Origin of the sequence: Helicobacter sp. MIT 21-1697, from assembly GCF_026241255.1 — a bacterium.
In the GTDB taxonomy this organism is placed as follows: domain Bacteria; phylum Campylobacterota; class Campylobacteria; order Campylobacterales; family Helicobacteraceae; genus Helicobacter_C.
This window is the reverse complement of record NZ_JAPHNC010000001.1, coordinates 66,949-87,731: the sequence shown is the minus strand read 5'-3', so window position 1 is coordinate 87,731 and position 20,783 is coordinate 66,949. Positions and strand designations below refer to the sequence as shown.

Genomic DNA, 20,783 nt, shown 5'->3' with positions numbered 1-20,783 from the left:
AAACTTTTAAGGACAAATATGCCACTAAGCTTTGAATCTCTCACACCAAAGGACTTTTTCACCTCTTTTGATAAAGACTATGCACAGACTAAAACATCAGGGCTAGAGGACTTTAAAGAAAAAGTAGCACAATATTTAGAATCCTTTGATAAAAATAAAGGGCAAAATGAACCTGCTATTGTGTCAAACGCCCTTGCTCCCTTTCTTAAAGAGTTAGGATTCCACGCTCAACCCTCTTATAAGCAACAAGGCAGAAGTGAAATTGACTTGGCTTTGCTTAAAGATTCCCAAGTTGAAATCCTCATTGAAGCCAAGAATCCCAGCAATACAGCCGAAATGTTTAGCCCCAATAATCCAAATTGCAAAGCTTTGCACGAGTGCATTTTATATTATTTTCGTGAGCGCGAGGGCAATGAGCAAGGCTTAGAGAGAAACATTAGCTTAAAATATATTATCATCACAGATTTTACGCGTTTTTTTGTCTTTAACGCACGAGAATTTGAAAGGCATTTTTACAAAAATAAAGAAATTTTAAAGCTTTATAAAAGGCTAAATGAAAAAGGCACTCTCATCGACAACCAACAAGATTTTTACGCTGAATTACAAAAGATTTTAGAGAAGCAATTAAATGGGGGGGGGGCAGAAGAGAATTTAGCAGAAAACTCTGCGCTTAAATACACTTCCTTTGATTTACGCAATGACAAACATTTCAACCTCACACACAAGCTCCTGCAACGCGACTTTTTACACAATGAATTTCAAAGAGACGCCAACGCACTTAATCCTAGATTCTATAAAGAGCTACTGCATATTTTAGGATTGAAAGAATATGAAAAAAATAGCAAAATCACGATTGAATGCGATAGCACACAAGATACAAGCTTTGCAAATCATATCGCTTTAAAATTAGCATCTCACAACAAGCCAAGCGATTTTGAAGTGGTGATGAGCCATATTTTGCTGTGGCTTAATCGCATTTTGTTTCTCAAACTCATTGAAGCCAATCTCCTTGCTTTTAATGAGTTTGACAAAGCCCTAAATTTCCTAAGTGGCGCAAAAATTAAGAGTTTCAAAGACTTAAGCCACCTTTTCTTTGAAGTTTTGGCAAAAGACTATCAAAACCGCACAAACGATAGAGGCTTTAACTTCCTGCCCTACCTCAATTCCTCGCTGTTTATCAAAGATGAAAAGTTAGAGATTTTAGATATTGCCCTGCTTGATGATACTTTAGAAATTGAAGTGTTCCAATCCACGCAAAGCACGTACAAAGCGGGGAGCAAATGTGCTTTTCTCGTCTATCTTTTTGATTTTTTAAATGCCTTTGACTTTGGCAAAAAGTCTAATTCTTGTCATATTGAGAGTGAAGTCCGAAATATCTCTCCCCAAACTCCTAGCGAAGAATCTTACAGCAATAAAGAGCTTATCCAATCTAGCGTCTTAGGCGCAGTCTTTGAAAAGCTCAATGGTTACAAGGAGGGCAGTTTCTACACGCCTAGCTTTATCACAAGCTATATGTGTAGGGAATCGTTATCAAAAATTGTAGTGGAGAAATTTAATGCCTACAATCCCGCGTGGAATGCAAAAACATTAGAGGATATAGAAGAAGAAATCCACAGAGAAAAGCGCAAGAGAACAGAATCTAGCACACACATTAAAGACAAATACAAAAAGCTTTTGCAAAGCATTAGAATTTGCGACCCAAGCGTGGGTAGTGGGCATTTCCTTGTTTCCGCCCTAAGTGAAATGGTAAATATTTATTACAAACTTGGGCTTTTAGAGATTGATTGTGAGAGTTTGGAGATTAAAGATGATGAAATTTATCTCAAAATTGACAAAGAGAACTTTGCTTACAAAAGACCCCAAAGCGAACAAAACAAAAACCATCAAATCCAAAAATCCCTTTTTGAACTCAAAAAATCTATCATTGAAAATAACCTCTTTGGCGTGGATATTAATCCCAACTCGTGCAATATCGCGAGACTTCGCCTGTGGATAGAACTCCTCAAAAACGCTTATTATCTTAACTTCACAAAAGATAAAGATTCTAAAACCCACAAGCTCCAAACTTTGCCCAATATTGACATCAATATTAAGTGTGGGAATAGTTTAGTCTCAAACATTGATACAAATATTACTTTAGAAAATTTCACCCAAAACTTAGAAGCAAGACTTGCAAAAACTCTTGAAAAAAGCGATTTATTTCTACATCAAAGCCTTGCAAGTGAAATCCAAGACACAAAGAAAAAAGCACAAGGTAAATTCCAAGAAATGAGCCAAAACGCGCAATCCTACAAAAACGAGCACGATAAACAATCTGCACAAATCCATAAACAACACTATGAGGAAGCATATTCTTATCTTTGCAAACTCTTTTTAAGAAATTGCGATGAATACATTAACTTTCATCAAGCTTTAAAGGAATTTTTCTATCAGTATGGTTATATTAATCTCACAGAACTAGAGCCAGAAACTCAATTTCATATAGAATCTTATGTGGAATATTTTGATTTTCATAAGAGTGTGAATTTTGAGAGAAAGGCATTAAGGGAGATTTCACAAAAAGAATTAGAGAATCTCTTAAAACTTATGCAAATTTATGAGGATTTTCAAAACCAAGCAACTTTTGAATGGCGTTTCGCATTCCCTGAAGTGCTAGATTCTAATGGAGACTTTCTAGGCTTTGATTTGGTGATTGGGAATCCACCCTACATTAAAGAAGCCGATAATAAAAGGCTTTTTGATGGCACAAGGCATTTAAGAACTTATCAAGGCAAAATGGATATTTGGTATCATTTTGTAGGCAAAGGCTTTGATATAGCCAAAAATAAAGGCATTGTAACTTTTATCGCCACGCAAAATTGGACGACAAACACGGGGGCAAAAGCCTTAAGGAATGTGATTTTACGAGAAGCCAAAATTCTAAATCTCATAGATTTTGGCTCATATATGTGCTTTGATTCTGCAAGTATTCAAACAATGATTATGGAGTTTCAAAAGCTAAATTCTATCCCTGAAAGCTATCAAATCAACTATGCAAAAATAGAATCCAAAAAGCCCACAGACAAACACAGAGAAGCGATTTTAAAAAGAGAGCCTTTTGAGGACAATCTCTATTTAGAGCCTAGCATTACACCAACACAAATGCAAAACAAACCTTTGACTTTTGTAGATTCTAAGCAAGAGGAAGTGTTAAATAAAATTTTAGTAGGTGGAAAAATGTTTTTGGAGGAAAAAGAAGTGGGTGCTGGTATATGCCCCTCACTAGATGATTTATTTATTGTAAAGGATATTGCTTGTTTTTCAAAAAAAGAAAAACGATACATCAAAGAATGGCATACAGGATTATCACAGAAATATAGCACTTGCGAAACAGATAAATTTTTAATATATATGTCTGCGAAAAATTATAAGCAAAAAAATTTAGATGATTTACCAAACTTAAAACAACATTTTGAACCATATAAAGAAATATTACAAAAAGCTAAAATACAATATAAAACCCCTAATAAACCTTATTTCTTTTTGCACAGAGAACGAGAAGAGCGATTTTTTATTGAAGGAAATGAAAAAATAATCTCTCAAGTGCGTTGTGAAATTCCAACTTTTGCATATACAAAAGAAAATTTTTATGGCTCAAGAGCATTATTTTTTATACAAACAAACAGATTTGATATGAAGTTTTTAACAGGTTTGTTAAACTCTAAACTCATAGCATTTTGGCTCAAGCATAATGGAAAAATACAAGGAAGTTTATATAAAGTAGAAAAAGAGCCTTTAATGAGTATCCCTATTCCTAAAATTACAAAATATAATAAGCCTTTATGTAATAAAATCATCACTTTGGTGGAGGAAATCTTGGCTCTAAAGGCAAAAGATTCTCATTGCAATACTTCACATTTGGAATCCCAAATTGATGGCTTAGTCTATCAACTTTACAAGCTAGATTCTAAAGAAATTAAAATTATAGAAAGGGGCAATAAATGAAAGAATTGCGAAAGGATATGTTAATTAGTATTGATAATAATTGGCTTGAATATATTGGCAATAATGGATATTGCGAAATAAAAACAAAACAAGATATAGATTTTATTGAACAACTTTTTAATTTGCAACAAAATGGGTATATTAAGATTATATATGAAAATTTAAATATGATGTCAAGTAGCGCAATATTATTTACAAGTATCCAGCTCACACAAAAAGGCAAAGATATTGTAAAATCCATAAGAAAAGGCTAGAATCTCAAATTAATAACTAGTGCATAAATTGTATAATCTCACTGATGGGGAGATAAAAATTGTAGAAAATTAAGAGGTAAATATGATTAAAAAAATACATAAAATTAATTTTAAAAGTTTTAATAATTATATGGCGAATATTGAATTTAAAGAAATTAATTTAATCTATGGACTTAATGGAAAAGGCAAAAGCTCTTTTGCTCAATTTTTACAAAACTTTACCAGTGATAAAAATATTTTTGAGTGTTCTCAAAAAAATTATAAAATTTTCAATTATGATGAACTATATAAAAGAAATACACTTTATATCAATGATGACAATAATCAGAACGCTTTCAGCAGTTTTTATGCAGGAGATGATATTGTTAAAACCATTAAAAAACGCGATGAAATTTTAGAAAAAATAGATAAAGCAAATTCAATCAAACAAAATAAAGAAAATGAGAAAAGAACCAATGAATATGAAAAAGATAAACTCAAAGAAAATATTGCGCGTGATACTCGTGAAATTTTAAATAAAATTAATTCAAGTAAATATAAAACCCCGCAAAGTTATACAAAAGCACATATTAAAGATGATGATTTTTATAATGCAAATACTTTAAATAATGATGAATTTAAAAATTGTGAAAAATACTCCATTGATAATATCCCCAGCGAAATAGATGCTTTTGTTTTTGATAGATTACAACAATTACCAAATGGGATTGCTGCTTTTCAAGAAATGTTAAAAGAATCACCAGAGAATCAAGCTATTGAAAGATTTAAACAAGATTCTGAATTAGAAAGCTTTGCAAAAGCCGCAATAAATCTTAGAAAGAAATATCCACAAGACTACAATGAAAAATGTCCTTTATGCGAACAAAACATACTTCAAACCAAGCTTTGGGAAAAATTAGAAAAACACTTCAATCAAGAATATCAAAAATTTATTGAAAGACTAAATAAGGCTAAAAAATTTTTTGAAGATATAAGAAAAGAGATTAATGAATTTGAAAATTGGCTCAATAAAAATCTTGTCGCAACAAAAATAATGCTTGAAAAAAAGATAAACATAGACAATTTAAGGCAAGACTACCTTGAGTTTATAAAAGCAGTCAATAATGATTTAAAGGAATTATTGCAAAAATTACAACAAAAGCTTAATGCCCCAAATAGCAAGGATATAGAGTTTATTGAGAAAATAGATTTTTCAAAAAACCTTGAAAGAATATTGTCTGATGAGTTAAAAAACATTATTAATTCCCACAATAAGCAGTTGGCAGATTATCAAAAAATAATTGATGAAAATATAGCAAAAATTAAGCGACATTTTATCGCTAAAGAAAAATATAAGTTTTTAGATATACAGAAAAAAATAACTACAAATGGTAGGCACATTAAAAGAATTGAAAACTGCATAAAATACTACAATGAAAAACTAGGGGAAATAAACGAGAAACTTAAAGAAATAGATAAAAGTTTTGAGCAGCTCAATAATGATTTAAGAGAATGGTTTTTTGAGGATATAAGATTTGAGAAAATAACTGATAGTCATTATAAAATTCAAAGGCAAAATTTCAATGAGGAATGGTTTGATTGCAAAAGTGGATTAAGCGAGGGAGAAAAAACCATTATTTCAGTAATTTATTTTATTAATTCTTATTTAGCCAACTTAAATAATTTACAAGAATACCCCTTATTAATCATCGATGACCCTATTACAAGTCTAGATTCCCAGAATAAAGATAAAATTGTCAATTATATTGTGCAGAAAGTTCAATCTAACCAAATGGGACAACTTTTTATTCTATCTCACGATAAGACAACACTAATCAATTTCAATAAAAAATTGAAAGTCCAAAAGGGGCAAAAACAAATTCTTGAAATATCCAAAAGAAAATTGAGTTCTGAATTTAAGGTATTGGAAAAAATTAAACTTGAAAATGATTTGAGAGAGATTTATAATAAATTAAATAGCTATATTAATGATGAAAATGCAGGTACAGCACAAAACATTAAAGAACTTCCAAGACAATTATTAGAGGGATTATTTGCTATTGTTTTTGAGGATAATTCAAACTTTACAGAGTGCTATGGAAAAATTCTAACTAAAATGGAAATGGAAATGCAATATAATGCTGACGATATACAAAAATTAAATCATAATAAAAATATGGAAGAAAAAGATGATGAGGTTTTAAACAAATGTAAATTTATTGTGAAAATATTTGAAAAATTTATACACGCCAATCAAGCTTAATTTCATTGCATATAAGTTTAATTTTGCTTTATTCCCAAAGTATGTGTTACATAATTTAAATAAAATTAAGGTTAAGATTTTAGATTCCAAAGCAAAGGATTCCACATTGGACACTTCCACTTTAGAATCCCGCATTGATTCTTTGGTGTATCAACCTATAATCTTACTGGTGGGGAGATGTGTATGATTTGTGAAATTTGCTATGAGGAGCTTATTGTATGCTCTTGACATCACTCATACAAAATATATCAATAAAGATTGTATTGCTGATACAGACCATCATCGTATCTTGACTTGACTTGGTTATATAAAATTATATATAATAATATTTAGATTTTATTACAAAAGGAAAGCTATGAAAAAGTATTTTTTGAATAAAGTGCTTCATATCTGCGTGCTAAACCTTATTTTTTGCACAGGTGCAATAGCCGAAGAAATCAATATCCTTGCCGCAGCAAGTCTCAAATATGTGCTTGAAGATATTAAAAACGCTTATTTAAAAGCACATAAAAACGACAAGATTCATATAAGCTACCTTTCTTCGGGCAAGGCTTATGCACAGATTCAAAATGGCTTTCCTGCTCATCTTTTTATCGCTGCCGATGTGAGCTATCCACAAAAACTCTATGATGAAAAACTCGCTCCCTTGCCCCCTATTGACTATGCTAAAGGCAAACTTGTGCTTTTTAGTGTCAATACAAAATTTAAAGCCAATAACATTGATATACTGCAAAATGGCACTATCACTCATATTGCTATCCCAAATCCTAAACTTGCACCCTATGGGAGAGCAGCAGAGGAATTTTTAAAATCTCAAAAACTTGATAAAAAACTCAAAAATAAACTAAGCACAGGAGATTCTATTGGACAAGCAACAAACTATGTGCTCACAGGTGCAAGCGAAATCGGCTTTAGCGCACTCTCAATGGTAATAAAAAACAAAACACCACATCTCACCTATACACTCATTGATGAAAACACTTATAAACCCATTAATCAAGCATTGATTATTCCTGCATTTGGCAAAGATTCTCAACTTGCCAAAGATTTTGCAAAGTATATTACTCATTCACAATCAGCACAGAAAATATTTAAAGAATATGGATATGATAAGCCAAATAAGTAACCTTAGGCTTTAATTGCCTTGCACTTATATTTTGCTTGATAAGGAAAGCTTAATGGATTTTTTAGAAACAATGCAGCTTACCTTTTTAGTTGCCACACTTACTACATTGATTTTACTTCCTCTTGGCATAGTATTGGGCAATTATCTTGCCTTTTCACAAAGTCCTTTGCGCCCCATCATAGAAGTGCTTGTATGGCTGCCTCTTGTGCTACCACCATCTGTGCTTGGATTCTATCTTTTGATTACTTTTAGTCCTACAAATGCTTTAGGTGCGTTTTTATTAGAATATTTTCATCTTAAACTCGTTTTTAGCCTTGAAGGGCTGATTCTTGCAAGTGTGATTTTTTCTTTGCCTTTTATGTGCAATCCTATCAAAGCCGCGCTCTCAAGCCTTTCACCCACACTCAAGGAAGCAAGCTTCATACTGGGCAAAACTAGAATCTATACGCTTTTTTTTGTGCTATTACCTAATATCAAAGCTGCGCTCCTTTTAGGCTGTGTTACGAGCTTTACACATACTATTGGTGAATTTGGCGTAGTAATGATGATAGGAGGCAATATCCCAAATCAAACGCGCGTGGCAAGTATCGCTATCTATGATGAAGTAGAATCGCTCAATTATGCACTCGCACATCAATACGCCTTTAGCCTTTTTGCAATATGCTTTGTATTGCTTTTAAGTATTTTTTATCTTAACAAACGATTCGCTCAATCTCAAGGAAACTTATGAGCGATATTGTTTTTCGCTTTAGTAAAAAACTACTTGGAAGCAAGGGTGCATTTACACTTGAGATAGATAAGCAATTAAACTTTGGTGAGTTTATCGCACTTTTTGGTAAAAGTGGTGCGGGAAAAACAAGTATTTTGCGTATTTTAAGCGGACTTGATAAAGTAGATAGTGGCTATATTCGTGTAGGCAATAGTGTTTGGCTAGATTCTCAAAACAATATTGAACTCCCACCGCAAAAGCGGCGCATTGGATTTGTGTTTCAAAACTATGCCCTTTTCCCACATCTCAATGTATATGAAAATATCTGTTTTGGACTTAAAGACAAACAAGATAAAAGCTTTGCTGATGAGCTTATAGCTCTTATGGATTTGCAACCCCTTAAAAAAGCACATATTCATCAACTCTCTGGCGGACAATCCCAACGCGTAGCACTTGCGCGTGCGCTTACTTCGCGCCCTACACTTTTGCTCCTTGATGAGCCTTTCTCTGCTCTTGATAATATAATGGCACAAACACTGCAAAATAAGCTTAAAACCATTCATCAACACTTTAATCTCACAACCTTGCTTGTGAGCCATAATCTAAGCGAGATTTTTGCTCTTGCTTCACGCACTCTTATCATAAAAGAAGGGCACATTATTAGTGATGGAAACAATCACGAAATATTTATTCAAAAGCACTTGAATGCCAAAATTAAGCTTGTAGGCGAAATCATCAATATATCCACGCAAGAGCTCATTTGCACCATAAGTGTGCTTTGCAACAATGAGATTTTTGAAATTGTCTATGACCCTATTGAGGCAGCAACCTTTAAGGTGGGCGAACAAGTGATTGTTGCTTCTAAGGCTTTTAACCCTATGCTTTACAAGATTGAGACATCTTTATGATACTCTAAGCCTCTCTCGCAAAAAGCTAAATGGCGGCAAAGGCAGAGGAAGCTTAAAGGCATTCATATTTCCACTATGGATAGAATCTAGCTCTTTATTATCCTTCAAGCAGATTCTATGAAAACGCATATACTTTATGCCTTGCTCCTCAAAAATCTCGCCAAGCTCACTTTTAGCACAAATAACACTCTCGCCAAAAGGCACAACAATCTCTTTTGCTTCTCCAGTTCTAATGGTATGCCGACAAAACGCCCATTCGCCACTTTCATCAACTTCTGCATTTACCTGATAACTCCCCTCGCTTATAGCGGTGAGATGATTTTGTGTATTGAATTTCTCATAAGGGCGATGAATGATATATCCATCAGTGAATCCACGATTTTTAAGCGTATGAAGTTCATTGGTATAAAAAGCACTATTTTCACTGCCACTATAATAATCATCAATAGCCGCACGATACGCCCTTGCTGTGATACCGGCATAATAATTTGATTTTGTGCGCCCTTCAATTTTAAGCGCATCTACCGCGCCAGAATCTAAAATTTCCTTAATATGTCCGCTTAGATTCAAATCTTTTGAGTTAAAAATATGTGTGCCTAACCCCTCTTCCTCCTGCAATCTCATCATCACACCGCTATCAGGATTTTTCACATAAAACTCTTTACCATCAAATTTCACAAGCTCATCATTTTCTACATTGCGCACAAAGTATTCATAATCAAATCGGCAGTCATTCGCACAACTCCCACGATTTGGCACGCGCCCACTCTGCAAAGCAGAAATCAAACATCGCCCAGAAAACGCAAAACACATACTGCCGTGAATAAAAATTTCAATTTCTAAATCAGGCAAATGTTTTTTAATCTCAAGTGCATCTTTGAGACTTATCTCACGCGCAGCAACAATGCGTTTGACACCCATTTCATAAAATACTTCCGCGTCAAGCACATTCAACACATTGGCTTGAGTGGAGAGATGAATCGGAATTTGTGGGGCAATCTTTTTGCTCAATCTCACTACACCCGGTGCTGCTACAATAAATGCATCAGGCTTTAGAGATGCCATTTTGGCGATATGAGATTCTAAAAGCTTGAGTTGAGAATTAAAAGGAAATCCATTAATCGTAACAAATACTTTTTTACCTAAGCTATGTGCATAAGCCACGCCCTGTGCAAAATCCTCAAAACTAAACTCTTTTCCTGCACGCGTGCGCAGAGAAAAATGGCTTACACCTCCATATACTGCATCTGCACCATAGGCAAGAGCAATTTTGAGTTTTTGCAGATTCCCAGCAGGAGAAAGAAGCTGGATTTTAGAATCTGTCATTATTTCACGCCAAATGAAGCAATAAGAGCCTCTATATCGTCCTCATTGGCAACATCTTCCTTATCATCTCCGGCAATAAATACTGCTGAACTCACGCGTTTGCTATCATCAATTTTGCCCTCAAAAAGTGAATTCATATATTGCGCTAGTGCGCGCATAACATTAATAACGCGTTCAATTTTTTGACGATGAATATCTTGATACTGCATCAAATCCATTGCTTGCATTGAAGCATCACTAATGTCATTGGCTGCATTTAAGATATTTTTTTCACTTTTAAGAAGTTCTTTTGTAGTTTCTAAGGCACTTTGAAAACTCTGAATATGTGGAAATGTTGCACAAAGCTTACCGAAAAGCTGCTCTTGATTTTCAAGGTATTTTTTAATATTTTTAGCTTCTTTTTCAATCTTCCCTGCGGAATTGCTCATAATTTCAAGCTGGTCAAAAATTTGAGTGCCTTTTACTTCACTATCTTGGGTAACCTCATCAAGCTGATGAACGACTTTGTGATCTTCAGTAGGTGGTGGAGGGGGCCATTTTTTATCAGCTTCCACACGAAAATCATTAGGGTCAATAGTTTCTGTTTTAAACTCTTCTTGTGTATCTGATGTATCAGAAAGCCCATCTACTTCACTTATATCTGGCTCTCCATTCATAAGAGAATCTAACTCTTCTTGGGTCATTATATTGCCTTTTTTCTATAAAAATAATGCGTATTATACTATATTACATTGAATAGATTATTAAATAAAGCTAATGCTGTTAGCTACACAACTTCATTGTCTTTTGCATTTGTATGCACAAGCACAGATTCTATAATCTCATCAATATCTCCATCAAGCACACCGCTTGTATCACTTGTGGCAAATTGAGAACGCAAATCCTTAACTTGTTGATAGGGAGCAAGGACATAGGAGCGGATTTGATGTCCCCAACCAATTTCGCTTTTTTCTTGGCTTGTCCCTTCCTGATTTTTTTGTAACTCTAGCTCATAGAGCTTAGATTTGAGCATCTTCATCGCTGTGGCTTTGTTTTTATGCTGACTTCTATCATTTTGACATTGCACGACTATGCCTGTGGGAAAATGCGTGATTCTAATCGCAGATTCTGTTTTATTGACGTGTTGCCCACCTGCACCACTTGCACGATAGGTATCAATGCGTATATCTTTATCCTCAATCTCAATATTTATATCATCATCAAGCTCTGGGCTTACTTGCACACTAGCAAAGCTCGTATGTCGCTTAGCATTGGCATCAAAAGGAGAGATTCTCACTAGGCGATGCACACCATTTTCACTCTTGGCATAACCATAGGCATTCTCACCTTTTATGATAAAAGCCACGCCTTTAATCCCCGCCTCCTCGCCATCTTGATAATCAAGTAGTTCCACCTTAAAGCCCCTACGTTCACTCCAACGCAAATACATACGATAGAGGATACTTGCCCAATCTTGAGATTCTGTGCCACCTGCACCGGGCTGAATCGTAATAATCGCATTTGAACTATCATTCTCGCCACTAAGCATTACTTGGATTTCTGTTTTTTGGATATGTGATAAAAGCAGTGGTGCAGATTCAAAAAGCAACTCCAAAGTAGCGTTATCCCCCTCGCTTGAAGCAATTTCATATAACTCTTGCGCATCATCTAGTTCTTGCTTCATCGTATTAAAAGTATTGAGAATCCGCTCACATTTGCGTTTTTGCTTTGCCACTTCTGCTGCCTTTTTGCTATCGTTCCAAAAATGCTCATCTCGCTCAAGATTCTCTATATCTTTAAGCTGCGTTTGAAGTGAAGTTGGATTAAGAATCTTTGCAATATTCTCGCATTTATTTTGCAAAGTTTTAAGCAACTCACCATATTCATAAGAATCCATAACTAACCTTTTATCAGCAAAATAAAACCAAAATTGTAACATAGCTTCATAACTACTTAAATGAAGTAAAATAAACGAGCTAAAATTGATAGCCCAAAGAGGCAGAGAGCAAATGGAGCTGTCCGAATCCGCCACTTTGATAAATACTTTTGCGTCCGTCTTTAAGACTCAAGCTATAAGCAAGTCCCGCATTCCATTTTTCCTTAAATGTTTTTCTCGCTCCTAAACCAAACATATAAGCATTGCTATCGGGGATTCCAATCTTCTCTTGAGGCACAGGAGATTGATCAAATGCTGCAGAAGCCATTAACAAAACATTTTTCTTTGTCAGATAGGTAACACCCAAACGCAAGGCAATAGTATCCTGCCAACCATCGCCCATTGCCACTGCACCATAATCTGCTAAGTCCATCATTCCCTCAAGCTGCTGCGGACTAAATTGCATTACCATACCACTTAGAGGCGTAAATTTGGGATTACTAAAGTTAAAAGCAAATTTATCTCCCTTGCTCCAATAAATTTTTTCACATACGACTTCCACACTTAAGCGCTCAAAAGAGTGCATAATTGCAATTTGCACAGATGAAGGAAGTGTAACACCTAGATTTAAATCTGCTTTCATATTTACATCACCCACAGAACCGCCAATATAAGTGGTAGCATCAAGGCTGCCTTTGAGATTAAAGGTTACAGGAGAGGTATAAACTATACTTAGAGTAGTTTTTTTACTCTCAAATGGACGCACACTCGCTGCAAGTTTATAGCCAAAGGCGAGGTCTGCACCATTGCTTTTTTGCTCTACTTTTGTCGCTCCTATAAGCTTTGTAGTAATCTCCATATCGCCCATACCGAATTTTTCTGCTACTTGCTTAGCGTCCATTAAAGGGAGATAGCCACGTGGCGCACCATCAGAATCTGTTTCTGTGGGACTTGGATAGCTACAAGGTCCCGGATTGCTTGTTTGCAAATTGCCATTAAAGTCATAAAATGTCCCTGTATAGCAATTCACATACGCTCCTAGCTTTTGAGCTTCACGCATAGTATCGCTTAAATTACCACAACCAAAAAAACCACTTGTGGTATAACCATTTTGAATACAATAATTGACACCATTGACAAATTTATAACCTGTATGTTCTACACCATTAATTTGTGTTTTATAAGATTGATTAGGCACTTGATTGAAAAGCGTAGGAAGACAAATTGCAGTTTGTGATATACAAGTTTTATCATTATAGCGCCAATCCAAATTGCCATTTGCCCATTCGTTTTGATATGTTTGCCAATTCTTTTTAATGGTTGCGTTAATTTCTTCTACCTTGCGATTATACCCTGCCACATCAATACTTTGATTCACATCATCAACAAATGGTGCAAACACACTCGGGTCAGGCATACCAAACCACGCTTCAGGACTAAATAATGTAGGCATTTTATATCTTAGCTTATTATTTAAGTGCCCCCCCCCAGAAACCCCTAATCCTGCTAATCCTGCCAAAAAATTACCTTGTGCTGTATTCACCGCATAAATAAGCTGTGCCATAGCAGGTGGCACCATAGATGAGGGAATCTCATCAAAATCTTTGATATTTGTAATGACTTCTCCGGGCTTATCTTTTGTGCCAAGCGGGACAAACACGATATTTTGAAAATTACCCATTCCATAGAGGATACGAGGACTTACCCCAACAGAGATACGCTCATTATAATTCCAACTCAAAGAGGGGCTAAACTCTACCATTGCAATCATCACATTGCGCAAAAACGCTCCAGCCTCGCCATTCCAATTCATTGCCAATCCGCTAGGAGCAGTAAAACTCGCACCAACATTCCAATTTCCCCATTCATTTTTGAGTGTTTTGCTCTTATAAAAAATCTTAGGTATAGGAAAAAATGTCGGGTCAGCAGAGCCCTCTACCAACGCGCCTCTCTCACTAAATCCCCATTCTCCATTCTGATTTTTCACTTCGGAGGGCACTTCAATGGGTGCTTTCAAATCCACTCCCAAAAAGGTTTTTGCCAAATTTGCCATATCTGGATTAATGCCTAATGTCGTAGTCGTGCTTAAACCCCAATTTATAGAACCCTCGCCAATAGTTTTTGAACTCGTATCTGTGGTGAATGCAAAACCGGGAATATAAATGCCTGTAAAAGTAATGTCCAAATCGTGTTTATCTGTGTCTGATAATGGGTGAGAAAAACCCATATTTGCAGGATTATAATACGCACTATCTGCTCCAAAAGCTCCGGCAACATACGCAGAGTTTAAAGCAGTAGCTTTGAAGCTTTGCTCAGATATTTTAAAACCTGAAGCTATACTTAAAGAGTATAAAAATATCAAAGCCAAAAAAATACGCATATGTATTTATCCTCGTTTATTTACTCTAAATATTCCTTTTGTTGTAAAGAATCTCTCTTTATTTCATAACATATTATTTTTGTTTATTGAAACCATTTATATTTTGTTGTCTATGCAACCATTAGGGAGTGGAATTATAGTATTTTGTCAGTAAATAAATTTTTAATCACGCTCAATATATGTCAAAAATTTTTGCAATCTCTGCTTGATTGTGGCTTTGGGTGAGTGCAAGTATTAAAAGCACGCGTGCTTTTTGAGGGTTTAAATCTCCACTGCCTATAAAGCCACATTGAGAATCTCTTTCACTTACAAACACTCTGCCATTATTTATTCTTGAGCTTTGCACAACTATTAAGCCCTCTTGCATTAATTTTTGAAGTGTGTTTTTATGATTCTTATGAATGCTCCCTGCACCGCTTCCTGCGATAACTAAACCTTTTGTGCCTTGATTTACCAAAGCTTGAGCTGCCACAGCCAAACCATCATTGGCATAAGAATAAAGAATATCCACTTGTGGCAGAGAATCTAAACAACCTACATCAAACATACTTTGAGTGGTATGGGGCTTATTTGGGAGAGTATAAAAAAATACTTTGTCATCTACAATATAGCCCATATCACCAACATTAGGCGAGGAAAAAGCATCAATGTTACAAGTATGCGTTTTACTCACATATCGCGCACTATGGATTCTATCATTATTCACTACCATAACGCCCTTGCCCTTTGATTGAATATTGCTAGCTAAAAGCAAAGCATTATAGAGATTTTTAGCGCCATCGGCATTGAGAGTGTTACTAGGGCGCATAGCCCCTGTAAGCACCACAGGCTTATCACTTTTAATACATAAATGCAAGAAAAATGCACTCTCTTCCATTGTATCAGTGCCGTGAGTAATGACAATGCCATCAACTTTTGGATTCTCAAGCAAGATATTCGCGCGTTGAGCCAGCGTGAGCCATATTTCATCACTCATATCCGCACTATCAATATTTGCAATGTGCTCACATTGAATATGCGCGAGTTCGTGGAGCTGTGGGATAGTCTCAATAAGCGTATCAATATTGAGATTCCCTATGCAATAATCTGTTGCTTTTGTATAAGAGGGAGCAATGCCAACTATCGTGCCTCCTGTGGAAAGAATGATGATATGAGGCTTATCATTTTTATTTGGCATTGTGGCTCTCCACCTTTTGCTCCTCTTTTACATTCTATGTGTTTTGCCTGACTCTAATGCTGCGAATAGAGACACTCATCATCTATAAATCTCCTCAAACGAATATTTCTACCCATATTACAGATATTACAGAAGATTGCATACTCGCTCTCACTCGCAAGTGCGTTTTGATTCTACTTCTTATTCTACCTCGGCATCAATGACATCATCATCTTTTTTCTTTGTGTCATTGCCTGATTGAGCGTTGCCCTGCTCTTTGGCATACGCTGCTTCGGCGAGTTTATGACTTGCTTCTGTGAGATTCTTAATTTTTTCCTCAAGCTCCTCTTTTGAAGCGTTTTCATTTTTCAAAGTCTCTTCAAGTGCAGCAACTGCGCTTTCTATCTTTGCTACTTCAGCAGAATCTATTTTATCTTTAAACTCCTCAAGGCTCTTTTTTGTCTGATACACTAAAGAATCTGCATTATTGCGCAATTCAATAATAACCTTTTTCTTGGTATCCTCTTCCTTATGTAATTCAGCCTCTTTTACCATTTTTTCAATTTCCGCATCTGAAAGTCCGCTTGAGCCACTAATTTTAATCTCTTGAGATTTTCCTGTGGCTTTATCTTTTGCTGAAACGGTTAAGATACCATTTGCATCAATATCAAATGTTACCTCAATTTGTGGCACACCACGAGGAGCAGCTGGGATACCGCTTAAATCAAATCGCCCAAGTGATTTATTATCGTGCGCTAATTCCCTCTCACCTTGCAATACATTAATGCTCACTGCAGGTTGATTATCCTCATAAGTAGAGAAAATCTGTGTTTTTTTCGTAGGAATCGTTACGCCTCTCTCTACAACTTTTGTTGAGATACCACCAGCAGTTTCAATACCTAAGCTTAAGGGTGTAACATCAAGTAAAAGCACATCTTTTACATCGCCTTTGAGCACCCCACCTTGTATTGCCGCACCCACAGCTACAACTTCATCAGGATTGACTGATTTATTTAAATCTTTGTTAATAAAAGCTTTGACACGTTCTTGCACTTTTGGAATCCGCGTAGAGCCGCCTACCATTACCACTTCGGAAATATCACTTTGTGAAAGCCCAGCGTCTTTAATCACAAATTCAATTTTTTTAATCGTATCCTCAATCAAATCATCAATCAGGCTCTCAAATTTCGCACGAGTGATTTTTTTCACCAAATGCTTTGGACCACTTGCATCAGCAGTAATAAAGGGAAGATTAATCTCTGTTTCTTGCGCACTACTTAACTCCTTTTTCGCATTTTCTGCCGCATCTTTGAGGCGCTGCAATGCCATTACATCATTTTTTAAATCAATCCCTTCATCACTCTTAAACTCCTCTGCTGCCCAATCAATGATTCTATTATCAAAATCATCTCCACCCAAAAATGCATCTCCACCTGTGGCAAGAACTTCTACGACATTATCACCTGTTTCCAAAACGGTAACATCAAATGTCCCACCACCCAAATCATATACCATAATCTTTTCAGCTTCTTTTTTGTCTAGTCCATACGCTAGTGCTGCTGAAGTAGGTTCATTGATGATTCTAAGCACATTAAGCCCTGCGATTGTCCCTGCTTCTTTTGTTGCTTTGCGCTGGGAATCATTAAAATACGCTGGAACGGTGATAACTGCCTCTGTTACATCTTCCCCAAGATAACTTTGTGCGTCTTCTTTAAGCTTCATTAGAATCTTTGCAGAAATCTCTTGAGGTGTGTAAATCTTATCAGCAATTTCCACTGCACACGCGCCATTTCTATCCACGATATTATAAGGAAGTCGCTTTTCAGCTTCTTTTGCCTTATCTTCATTAAACATAAGTCCCATAATACGCTTGATAGAATACACCGTCTTTTTTGGATTCGTTACTGCTTGTCTTTTAGCAGGCTCACCTACAAGAATCTCACCCTTATCAGTAAATGCCACGATTGATGGCGTGGTATTTTTGCCTTCTTTATTTGCAATAATTTTTGCCTCATTGCCTTCATACACTGCCATTGCAGAGTTTGTTGTTCCTAAGTCTATTCCAATTACTTTTGCCATTTGTTATCCTTTCAAAAATAGTGTTATTATCCTTGTAACAAGGAGGTGAATCTTTGATTCTAAAACATAAAAACTTTTGTATGCCATCTTACTCATCTAAATGATGGCTACTATGCCATACTTTGCAGTGAATTTCACAACTTCCCCTGTCGTATTTTCTTCGGGCATATCAGGGCATTTTCTGCGCATCACCGCTTTACAAGTAACCACACCACTTGTTTTATCAACAGAGAATGTTTTTACCTGACTATATTGATACAAACAATCGCCAGATTCTCCATAGTCTGACATAGAATCTGCTGCTTCTACACAAGTTGGTATTTTCACATCATTAGCTAAAGTTATATCAAACATAGCGCAAAACATCAATACACCAACTAAACACTTTGCCATTAGTTTCTTACTCATACTTTCTCCTTTCTAAGATTGATTTTTCACCACACTCACCATAGAGGGACGAAGCACTCTCTGCTTATACACAAACCCTTTTTGCAAGGTTTGAAGAATCTCACCATCATTTTTATTCTCATCAGGCACTTGCATTAAACACTCGTGTAGATTCGGGTCAAATTCTCCATCTGTATCTATCACCTCTGCTCCGTGCTTACTCAATACTTTCAAAAAGCTCTCAAGTGTGAGCTGCAATCCTTGCGCGATTGCCGCTGCTTCAGGATTATTCTGCGCACTCTCTAAAGCTTTTTCTAATGTATCAAGCACAGGGAGCAAATCATTCATAATACGCTCATAGGCGTATTCTAAACTCTGATTCTTATCGCGCTCTAGGCGCTTTTTAGTATTTTCAAAATCTGCAAATGCCCTCATATATTGGTCTTTTAATTCCATATATTTAGCCTCATAATCCATTTCTTGAGAAGATTGCTGTGCATTCTCTTGTATCTCTTCGCACATTGCGCTCTCCTCTTCATTTTCTTGGGTATCTGAGCTAGGCTCATTGTATTCGTTTTCTTGTTCTTTCATACATTTTACTCCTTTCATTTAAGATTGGATACACCCATAAAAATAGGTAAAATCTCTATCCAATGCCCCAACACAAAGCATTCTTGTTTTTTTGTCTGGGTGGGTTTTTAACTTTATATCCTGCATAATTGCCATATAACCTTTAGGTAACACCTCCTCACAATATATACCGCTCTCTAAAAAGTCAAACATACTCCCATCAATAATAGAATAAAAACTCTGCTCATTAGTGCTATGTATGTAAGCTTGAGCCATTGCACCTACACCAAAATGTGTAAGATTCCTACTTTGCACACAAGAGAGTGCATCAAGCAAACTCTGTGCGCGAACTTGATGAGCAATTTTTCGGACATCAATAATCTCTAATCCTTTTAGCTCGTGCAAAAATCTCTCTAAAGCACTTGAAAAAGGCAAAGTAATGCCGATGCGCTCAAATTCTAACAAAAGCTTATCATCTTGCAATTTCTCTACATTACACAGACGATTACTCTCTTCCACACTCACAGCACAAAAAAGCTCGGCTGCAAAACACGCCTCTTGGATACATTTTACAGAATCTACTTCTACAAGAGACTTTGTGTCAAGTTGCTTATACCAATATGATTTTAAAGCACCAAGCGTAGGAATGCGTCCGCTACTCACGTGAGGTTGAAACAATAAACCCTCATCAGCTAATGCCTTAAAATAATTGCGTATAGTAGCAGATGAGATTTTTGTATTCATAAGAGACTTTAAAGATTCAGAACCAATAGGCTCTTTATGTTTTAAATACTCAATAATTACACGCGAAAGAAGTAAATCTTTTTTATTCAATTTCCTCACCTCTTGAACATAGCTTTTAGATACACATCTACATTTTTATTTTATGTTATGACTTAAATTTTATAGTTTCGCTTCATTATTTTTATTTCTTAATGAAACATTGAAAGTATAACATAAAAATGGCAAATAAATTAGCAAATAAATAAAAATATTGCTAAAAAATATAAAACTTTAGTCTATTATTATAAAGTTATCTTAATAATAATATTTAATAATCTTAATAAATGGAATTTACTTATAGATTCTTTTATCATTTATGAAGTACCTACAAGTAATTATTGCGTGAATTTTAGACTTTTTTTCATATCATTACCCACAAAATGCTACAATCACTCTATGAATATACATACCACTCAAGTCAGTCCAAAGCTTATTGCAAGCATTGCTAGTATTTCACTTTCTATGTTTAGGAAGAATTTTTTTGGTGTATTTCACGGAGCAATTTCTGCGCGTGTGGGAAAAAATCGCTTTGTGATTAATAAACAGCAAGCTATTTTTGATAATCTCAACGCAGATTCTATGATTGCGCTTTACCATAGACAAGATTATCGCTGGGACGAAGCAAGCTTACACGCTCCTATACACGCAAGTATTTATGAGCATTTCTCTGAAGCAAAATTCATCGCTTATGCTATGCCGCCTTATCTTGTTTCCTACTCTCTCAAATATAATGTGCTTAAACCTCAAGATTATTTTGGTTACAAATTTCTCGCTCCTTGTATTGACATTTTTGACCCAAAAGACTATGAAACTTGGGAAAAACGGGCAGATACTGATATTCCAAGATATTTTAAGGAACACTCTCATTCTTTTATGTTGATTAAAGGTTATGGTGTATATGCCTATGCTCGTGATATTTACACACTCGCTAAAGTCATTGCTCTTATTGAAAATTCGTGCAAAATTTTACATTATAATGCAAGTTTGCACGAAAGATTCCAAGATATGCCTCAAACATAAATTT

At 35.5% G+C, this 20,783-nt stretch carries 16 protein-coding genes; 7 read left to right on the top strand and 9 right to left on the bottom strand.

Annotation, left to right across the window (positions count from 1 at the left end; translation table 11 throughout):
- Positions 1–18 precede the first annotated feature (18 nt).
- The 6 genes from OQH61_RS00445 to OQH61_RS00420 all read left to right on the top strand — a co-directional run bounded on the left by OQH61_RS00445 (position 19) and on the right by OQH61_RS00420 (position 9,223).
- Complete coding sequence (locus OQH61_RS00445; RefSeq protein ID WP_266025262.1) at positions 19–3,984, top strand: Eco57I restriction-modification methylase domain-containing protein; 3,966 nt, start codon at positions 19–21, stop codon at positions 3,982–3,984.
- A complete protein-coding gene (locus tag OQH61_RS00440) occupies positions 3,981–4,238 on the top strand; it encodes a hypothetical protein (RefSeq protein ID WP_266025261.1) in 258 nt (85 codons plus the stop codon). The genes OQH61_RS00445 and OQH61_RS00440 overlap by 4 nt, the downstream gene beginning before the upstream one ends.
- Positions 4,239–4,320: 82 nt before the next feature.
- Positions 4,321–6,480: an AAA family ATPase gene (locus OQH61_RS00435; RefSeq protein ID WP_266025259.1), complete on the top strand. Its 2,160-nt coding sequence runs from the start codon at positions 4,321–4,323 to the stop codon at positions 6,478–6,480.
- Positions 6,481–6,835: 355 nt separating this feature from the next.
- Complete coding sequence (gene modA / locus OQH61_RS00430) at positions 6,836–7,606, top strand: molybdate ABC transporter substrate-binding protein (RefSeq protein ID WP_266025258.1); 771 nt, start codon at positions 6,836–6,838, stop codon at positions 7,604–7,606.
- 52 nt (positions 7,607–7,658) lie between these two features.
- The gene (gene modB, locus OQH61_RS00425; RefSeq protein WP_266025257.1) at positions 7,659–8,336 is read left to right on the top strand and encodes a molybdate ABC transporter permease subunit; all 678 of its coding nucleotides are present in this window, start codon (positions 7,659–7,661) and stop codon (positions 8,334–8,336) included.
- A complete protein-coding gene (locus tag OQH61_RS00420) occupies positions 8,333–9,223 on the top strand; it encodes an ATP-binding cassette domain-containing protein (RefSeq protein WP_266025256.1) in 891 nt (296 codons plus the stop codon). The genes modB and OQH61_RS00420 overlap by 4 nt, the downstream gene beginning before the upstream one ends.
- Here OQH61_RS00420 and OQH61_RS00415 read toward each other — a convergent pair.
- From OQH61_RS00415 to OQH61_RS00375, 9 genes are all read right to left on the bottom strand, one after another.
- Positions 9,218–10,549 carry a peptidase U32 family protein gene (locus OQH61_RS00415; protein ID WP_266025255.1) on the bottom strand — a complete coding sequence of 444 codons (1,332 nt, stop codon included), beginning with the start codon at positions 10,547–10,549 and terminating at the stop codon, positions 9,218–9,220. The two genes, OQH61_RS00420 and OQH61_RS00415, sit on opposite strands and share 6 nt — an antisense overlap.
- Positions 10,549–11,232 (bottom strand): chemotaxis protein, encoded by a 684-nt coding sequence (locus tag OQH61_RS00410; RefSeq protein WP_266025254.1) that lies wholly within the window; start codon positions 11,230–11,232, stop codon positions 10,549–10,551. The genes OQH61_RS00415 and OQH61_RS00410 overlap by 1 nt, the downstream gene beginning before the upstream one ends.
- Positions 11,233–11,315: 83 nt before the next feature.
- Positions 11,316–12,425: a peptide chain release factor 2 gene (gene prfB, locus OQH61_RS00405; protein ID WP_266025253.1), complete on the bottom strand. Its 1,110-nt coding sequence runs from the start codon at positions 12,423–12,425 to the stop codon at positions 11,316–11,318.
- Positions 12,426–12,504: 79 nt separating this feature from the next.
- A complete protein-coding gene (locus OQH61_RS00400; RefSeq protein ID WP_266025252.1) occupies positions 12,505–14,784 on the bottom strand; it encodes an outer membrane protein transport protein in 2,280 nt (759 codons plus the stop codon).
- Positions 14,785–14,956: 172 nt separating this feature from the next.
- Complete coding sequence (locus tag OQH61_RS00395) at positions 14,957–15,961, bottom strand: asparaginase (protein ID WP_266025251.1); 1,005 nt, start codon at positions 15,959–15,961, stop codon at positions 14,957–14,959.
- 180 nt (positions 15,962–16,141) lie between these two features.
- Entirely contained in the window at positions 16,142–18,019 is a 1,878-nt protein-coding gene (gene dnaK / locus OQH61_RS00390) for a molecular chaperone DnaK (protein ID WP_266025250.1), read from the bottom strand.
- Positions 18,020–18,115: 96 nt separating this feature from the next.
- A complete protein-coding gene (locus OQH61_RS00385; protein ID WP_266025249.1) occupies positions 18,116–18,427 on the bottom strand; it encodes a hypothetical protein in 312 nt (103 codons plus the stop codon).
- Between the two features lie 12 nt (positions 18,428–18,439).
- Positions 18,440–18,997, bottom strand: coding sequence for a nucleotide exchange factor GrpE (gene grpE / locus OQH61_RS00380; protein WP_266025248.1), 558 nt, complete (start codon positions 18,995–18,997; stop codon positions 18,440–18,442).
- An 18-nt stretch (positions 18,998–19,015) separates the two neighbouring features.
- The gene (locus tag OQH61_RS00375; protein WP_266025247.1) at positions 19,016–19,819 is read right to left on the bottom strand and encodes an HrcA family transcriptional regulator; all 804 of its coding nucleotides are present in this window, start codon (positions 19,817–19,819) and stop codon (positions 19,016–19,018) included.
- A gap of 336 nt (positions 19,820–20,155) precedes the next feature.
- Here OQH61_RS00375 and OQH61_RS00370 point away from each other — a divergent pair, with 336 nt between their 5' ends.
- Positions 20,156–20,779 (top strand): class II aldolase and adducin N-terminal domain-containing protein, encoded by a 624-nt coding sequence (locus tag OQH61_RS00370; RefSeq protein ID WP_266025246.1) that lies wholly within the window; start codon positions 20,156–20,158, stop codon positions 20,777–20,779.
- Positions 20,780–20,783 lie beyond the last annotated feature (4 nt).

Bases quoted from the DNA above. Each gene is read 5' to 3' on its own strand.
- OQH61_RS00400 (WP_266025252.1), bottom strand. From the start codon at position 14,784: ATGCGTATTTTTTTGGCTTTGATATTTTTATACTCTTTAAGTATAGCT.
- prfB (WP_266025253.1), bottom strand. From the start codon at position 12,425: ATGGATTCTTATGAATATGGTGAGTTGCTTAAAACTTTGCAAAATAAA.
- OQH61_RS00415 (WP_266025255.1), bottom strand. From the start codon at position 10,549: ATGACAGATTCTAAAATCCAGCTTCTTTCTCCTGCTGGGAATCTGCAA.
- OQH61_RS00385 (WP_266025249.1), bottom strand. From the start codon at position 18,427: ATGAGTAAGAAACTAATGGCAAAGTGTTTAGTTGGTGTATTGATGTTT.
- OQH61_RS00435 (WP_266025259.1), top strand. From the start codon at position 4,321: ATGATTAAAAAAATACATAAAATTAATTTTAAAAGTTTTAATAATTAT.
- OQH61_RS00370 (WP_266025246.1), top strand. From the start codon at position 20,156: ATGAATATACATACCACTCAAGTCAGTCCAAAGCTTATTGCAAGCATT.
- grpE (WP_266025248.1), bottom strand. From the start codon at position 18,997: ATGAAAGAACAAGAAAACGAATACAATGAGCCTAGCTCAGATACCCAA.
- dnaK (WP_266025250.1), bottom strand. From the start codon at position 18,019: ATGGCAAAAGTAATTGGAATAGACTTAGGAACAACAAACTCTGCAATG.
- OQH61_RS00395 (WP_266025251.1), bottom strand. From the start codon at position 15,961: ATGCCAAATAAAAATGATAAGCCTCATATCATCATTCTTTCCACAGGA.
- OQH61_RS00440 (WP_266025261.1), top strand. From the start codon at position 3,981: ATGAAAGAATTGCGAAAGGATATGTTAATTAGTATTGATAATAATTGG.
- OQH61_RS00420 (WP_266025256.1), top strand. From the start codon at position 8,333: ATGAGCGATATTGTTTTTCGCTTTAGTAAAAAACTACTTGGAAGCAAG.
- modB (WP_266025257.1), top strand. From the start codon at position 7,659: ATGGATTTTTTAGAAACAATGCAGCTTACCTTTTTAGTTGCCACACTT.
- OQH61_RS00445 (WP_266025262.1), top strand. From the start codon at position 19: ATGCCACTAAGCTTTGAATCTCTCACACCAAAGGACTTTTTCACCTCT.
- modA (WP_266025258.1), top strand. From the start codon at position 6,836: ATGAAAAAGTATTTTTTGAATAAAGTGCTTCATATCTGCGTGCTAAAC.
- OQH61_RS00410 (WP_266025254.1), bottom strand. From the start codon at position 11,232: ATGACCCAAGAAGAGTTAGATTCTCTTATGAATGGAGAGCCAGATATA.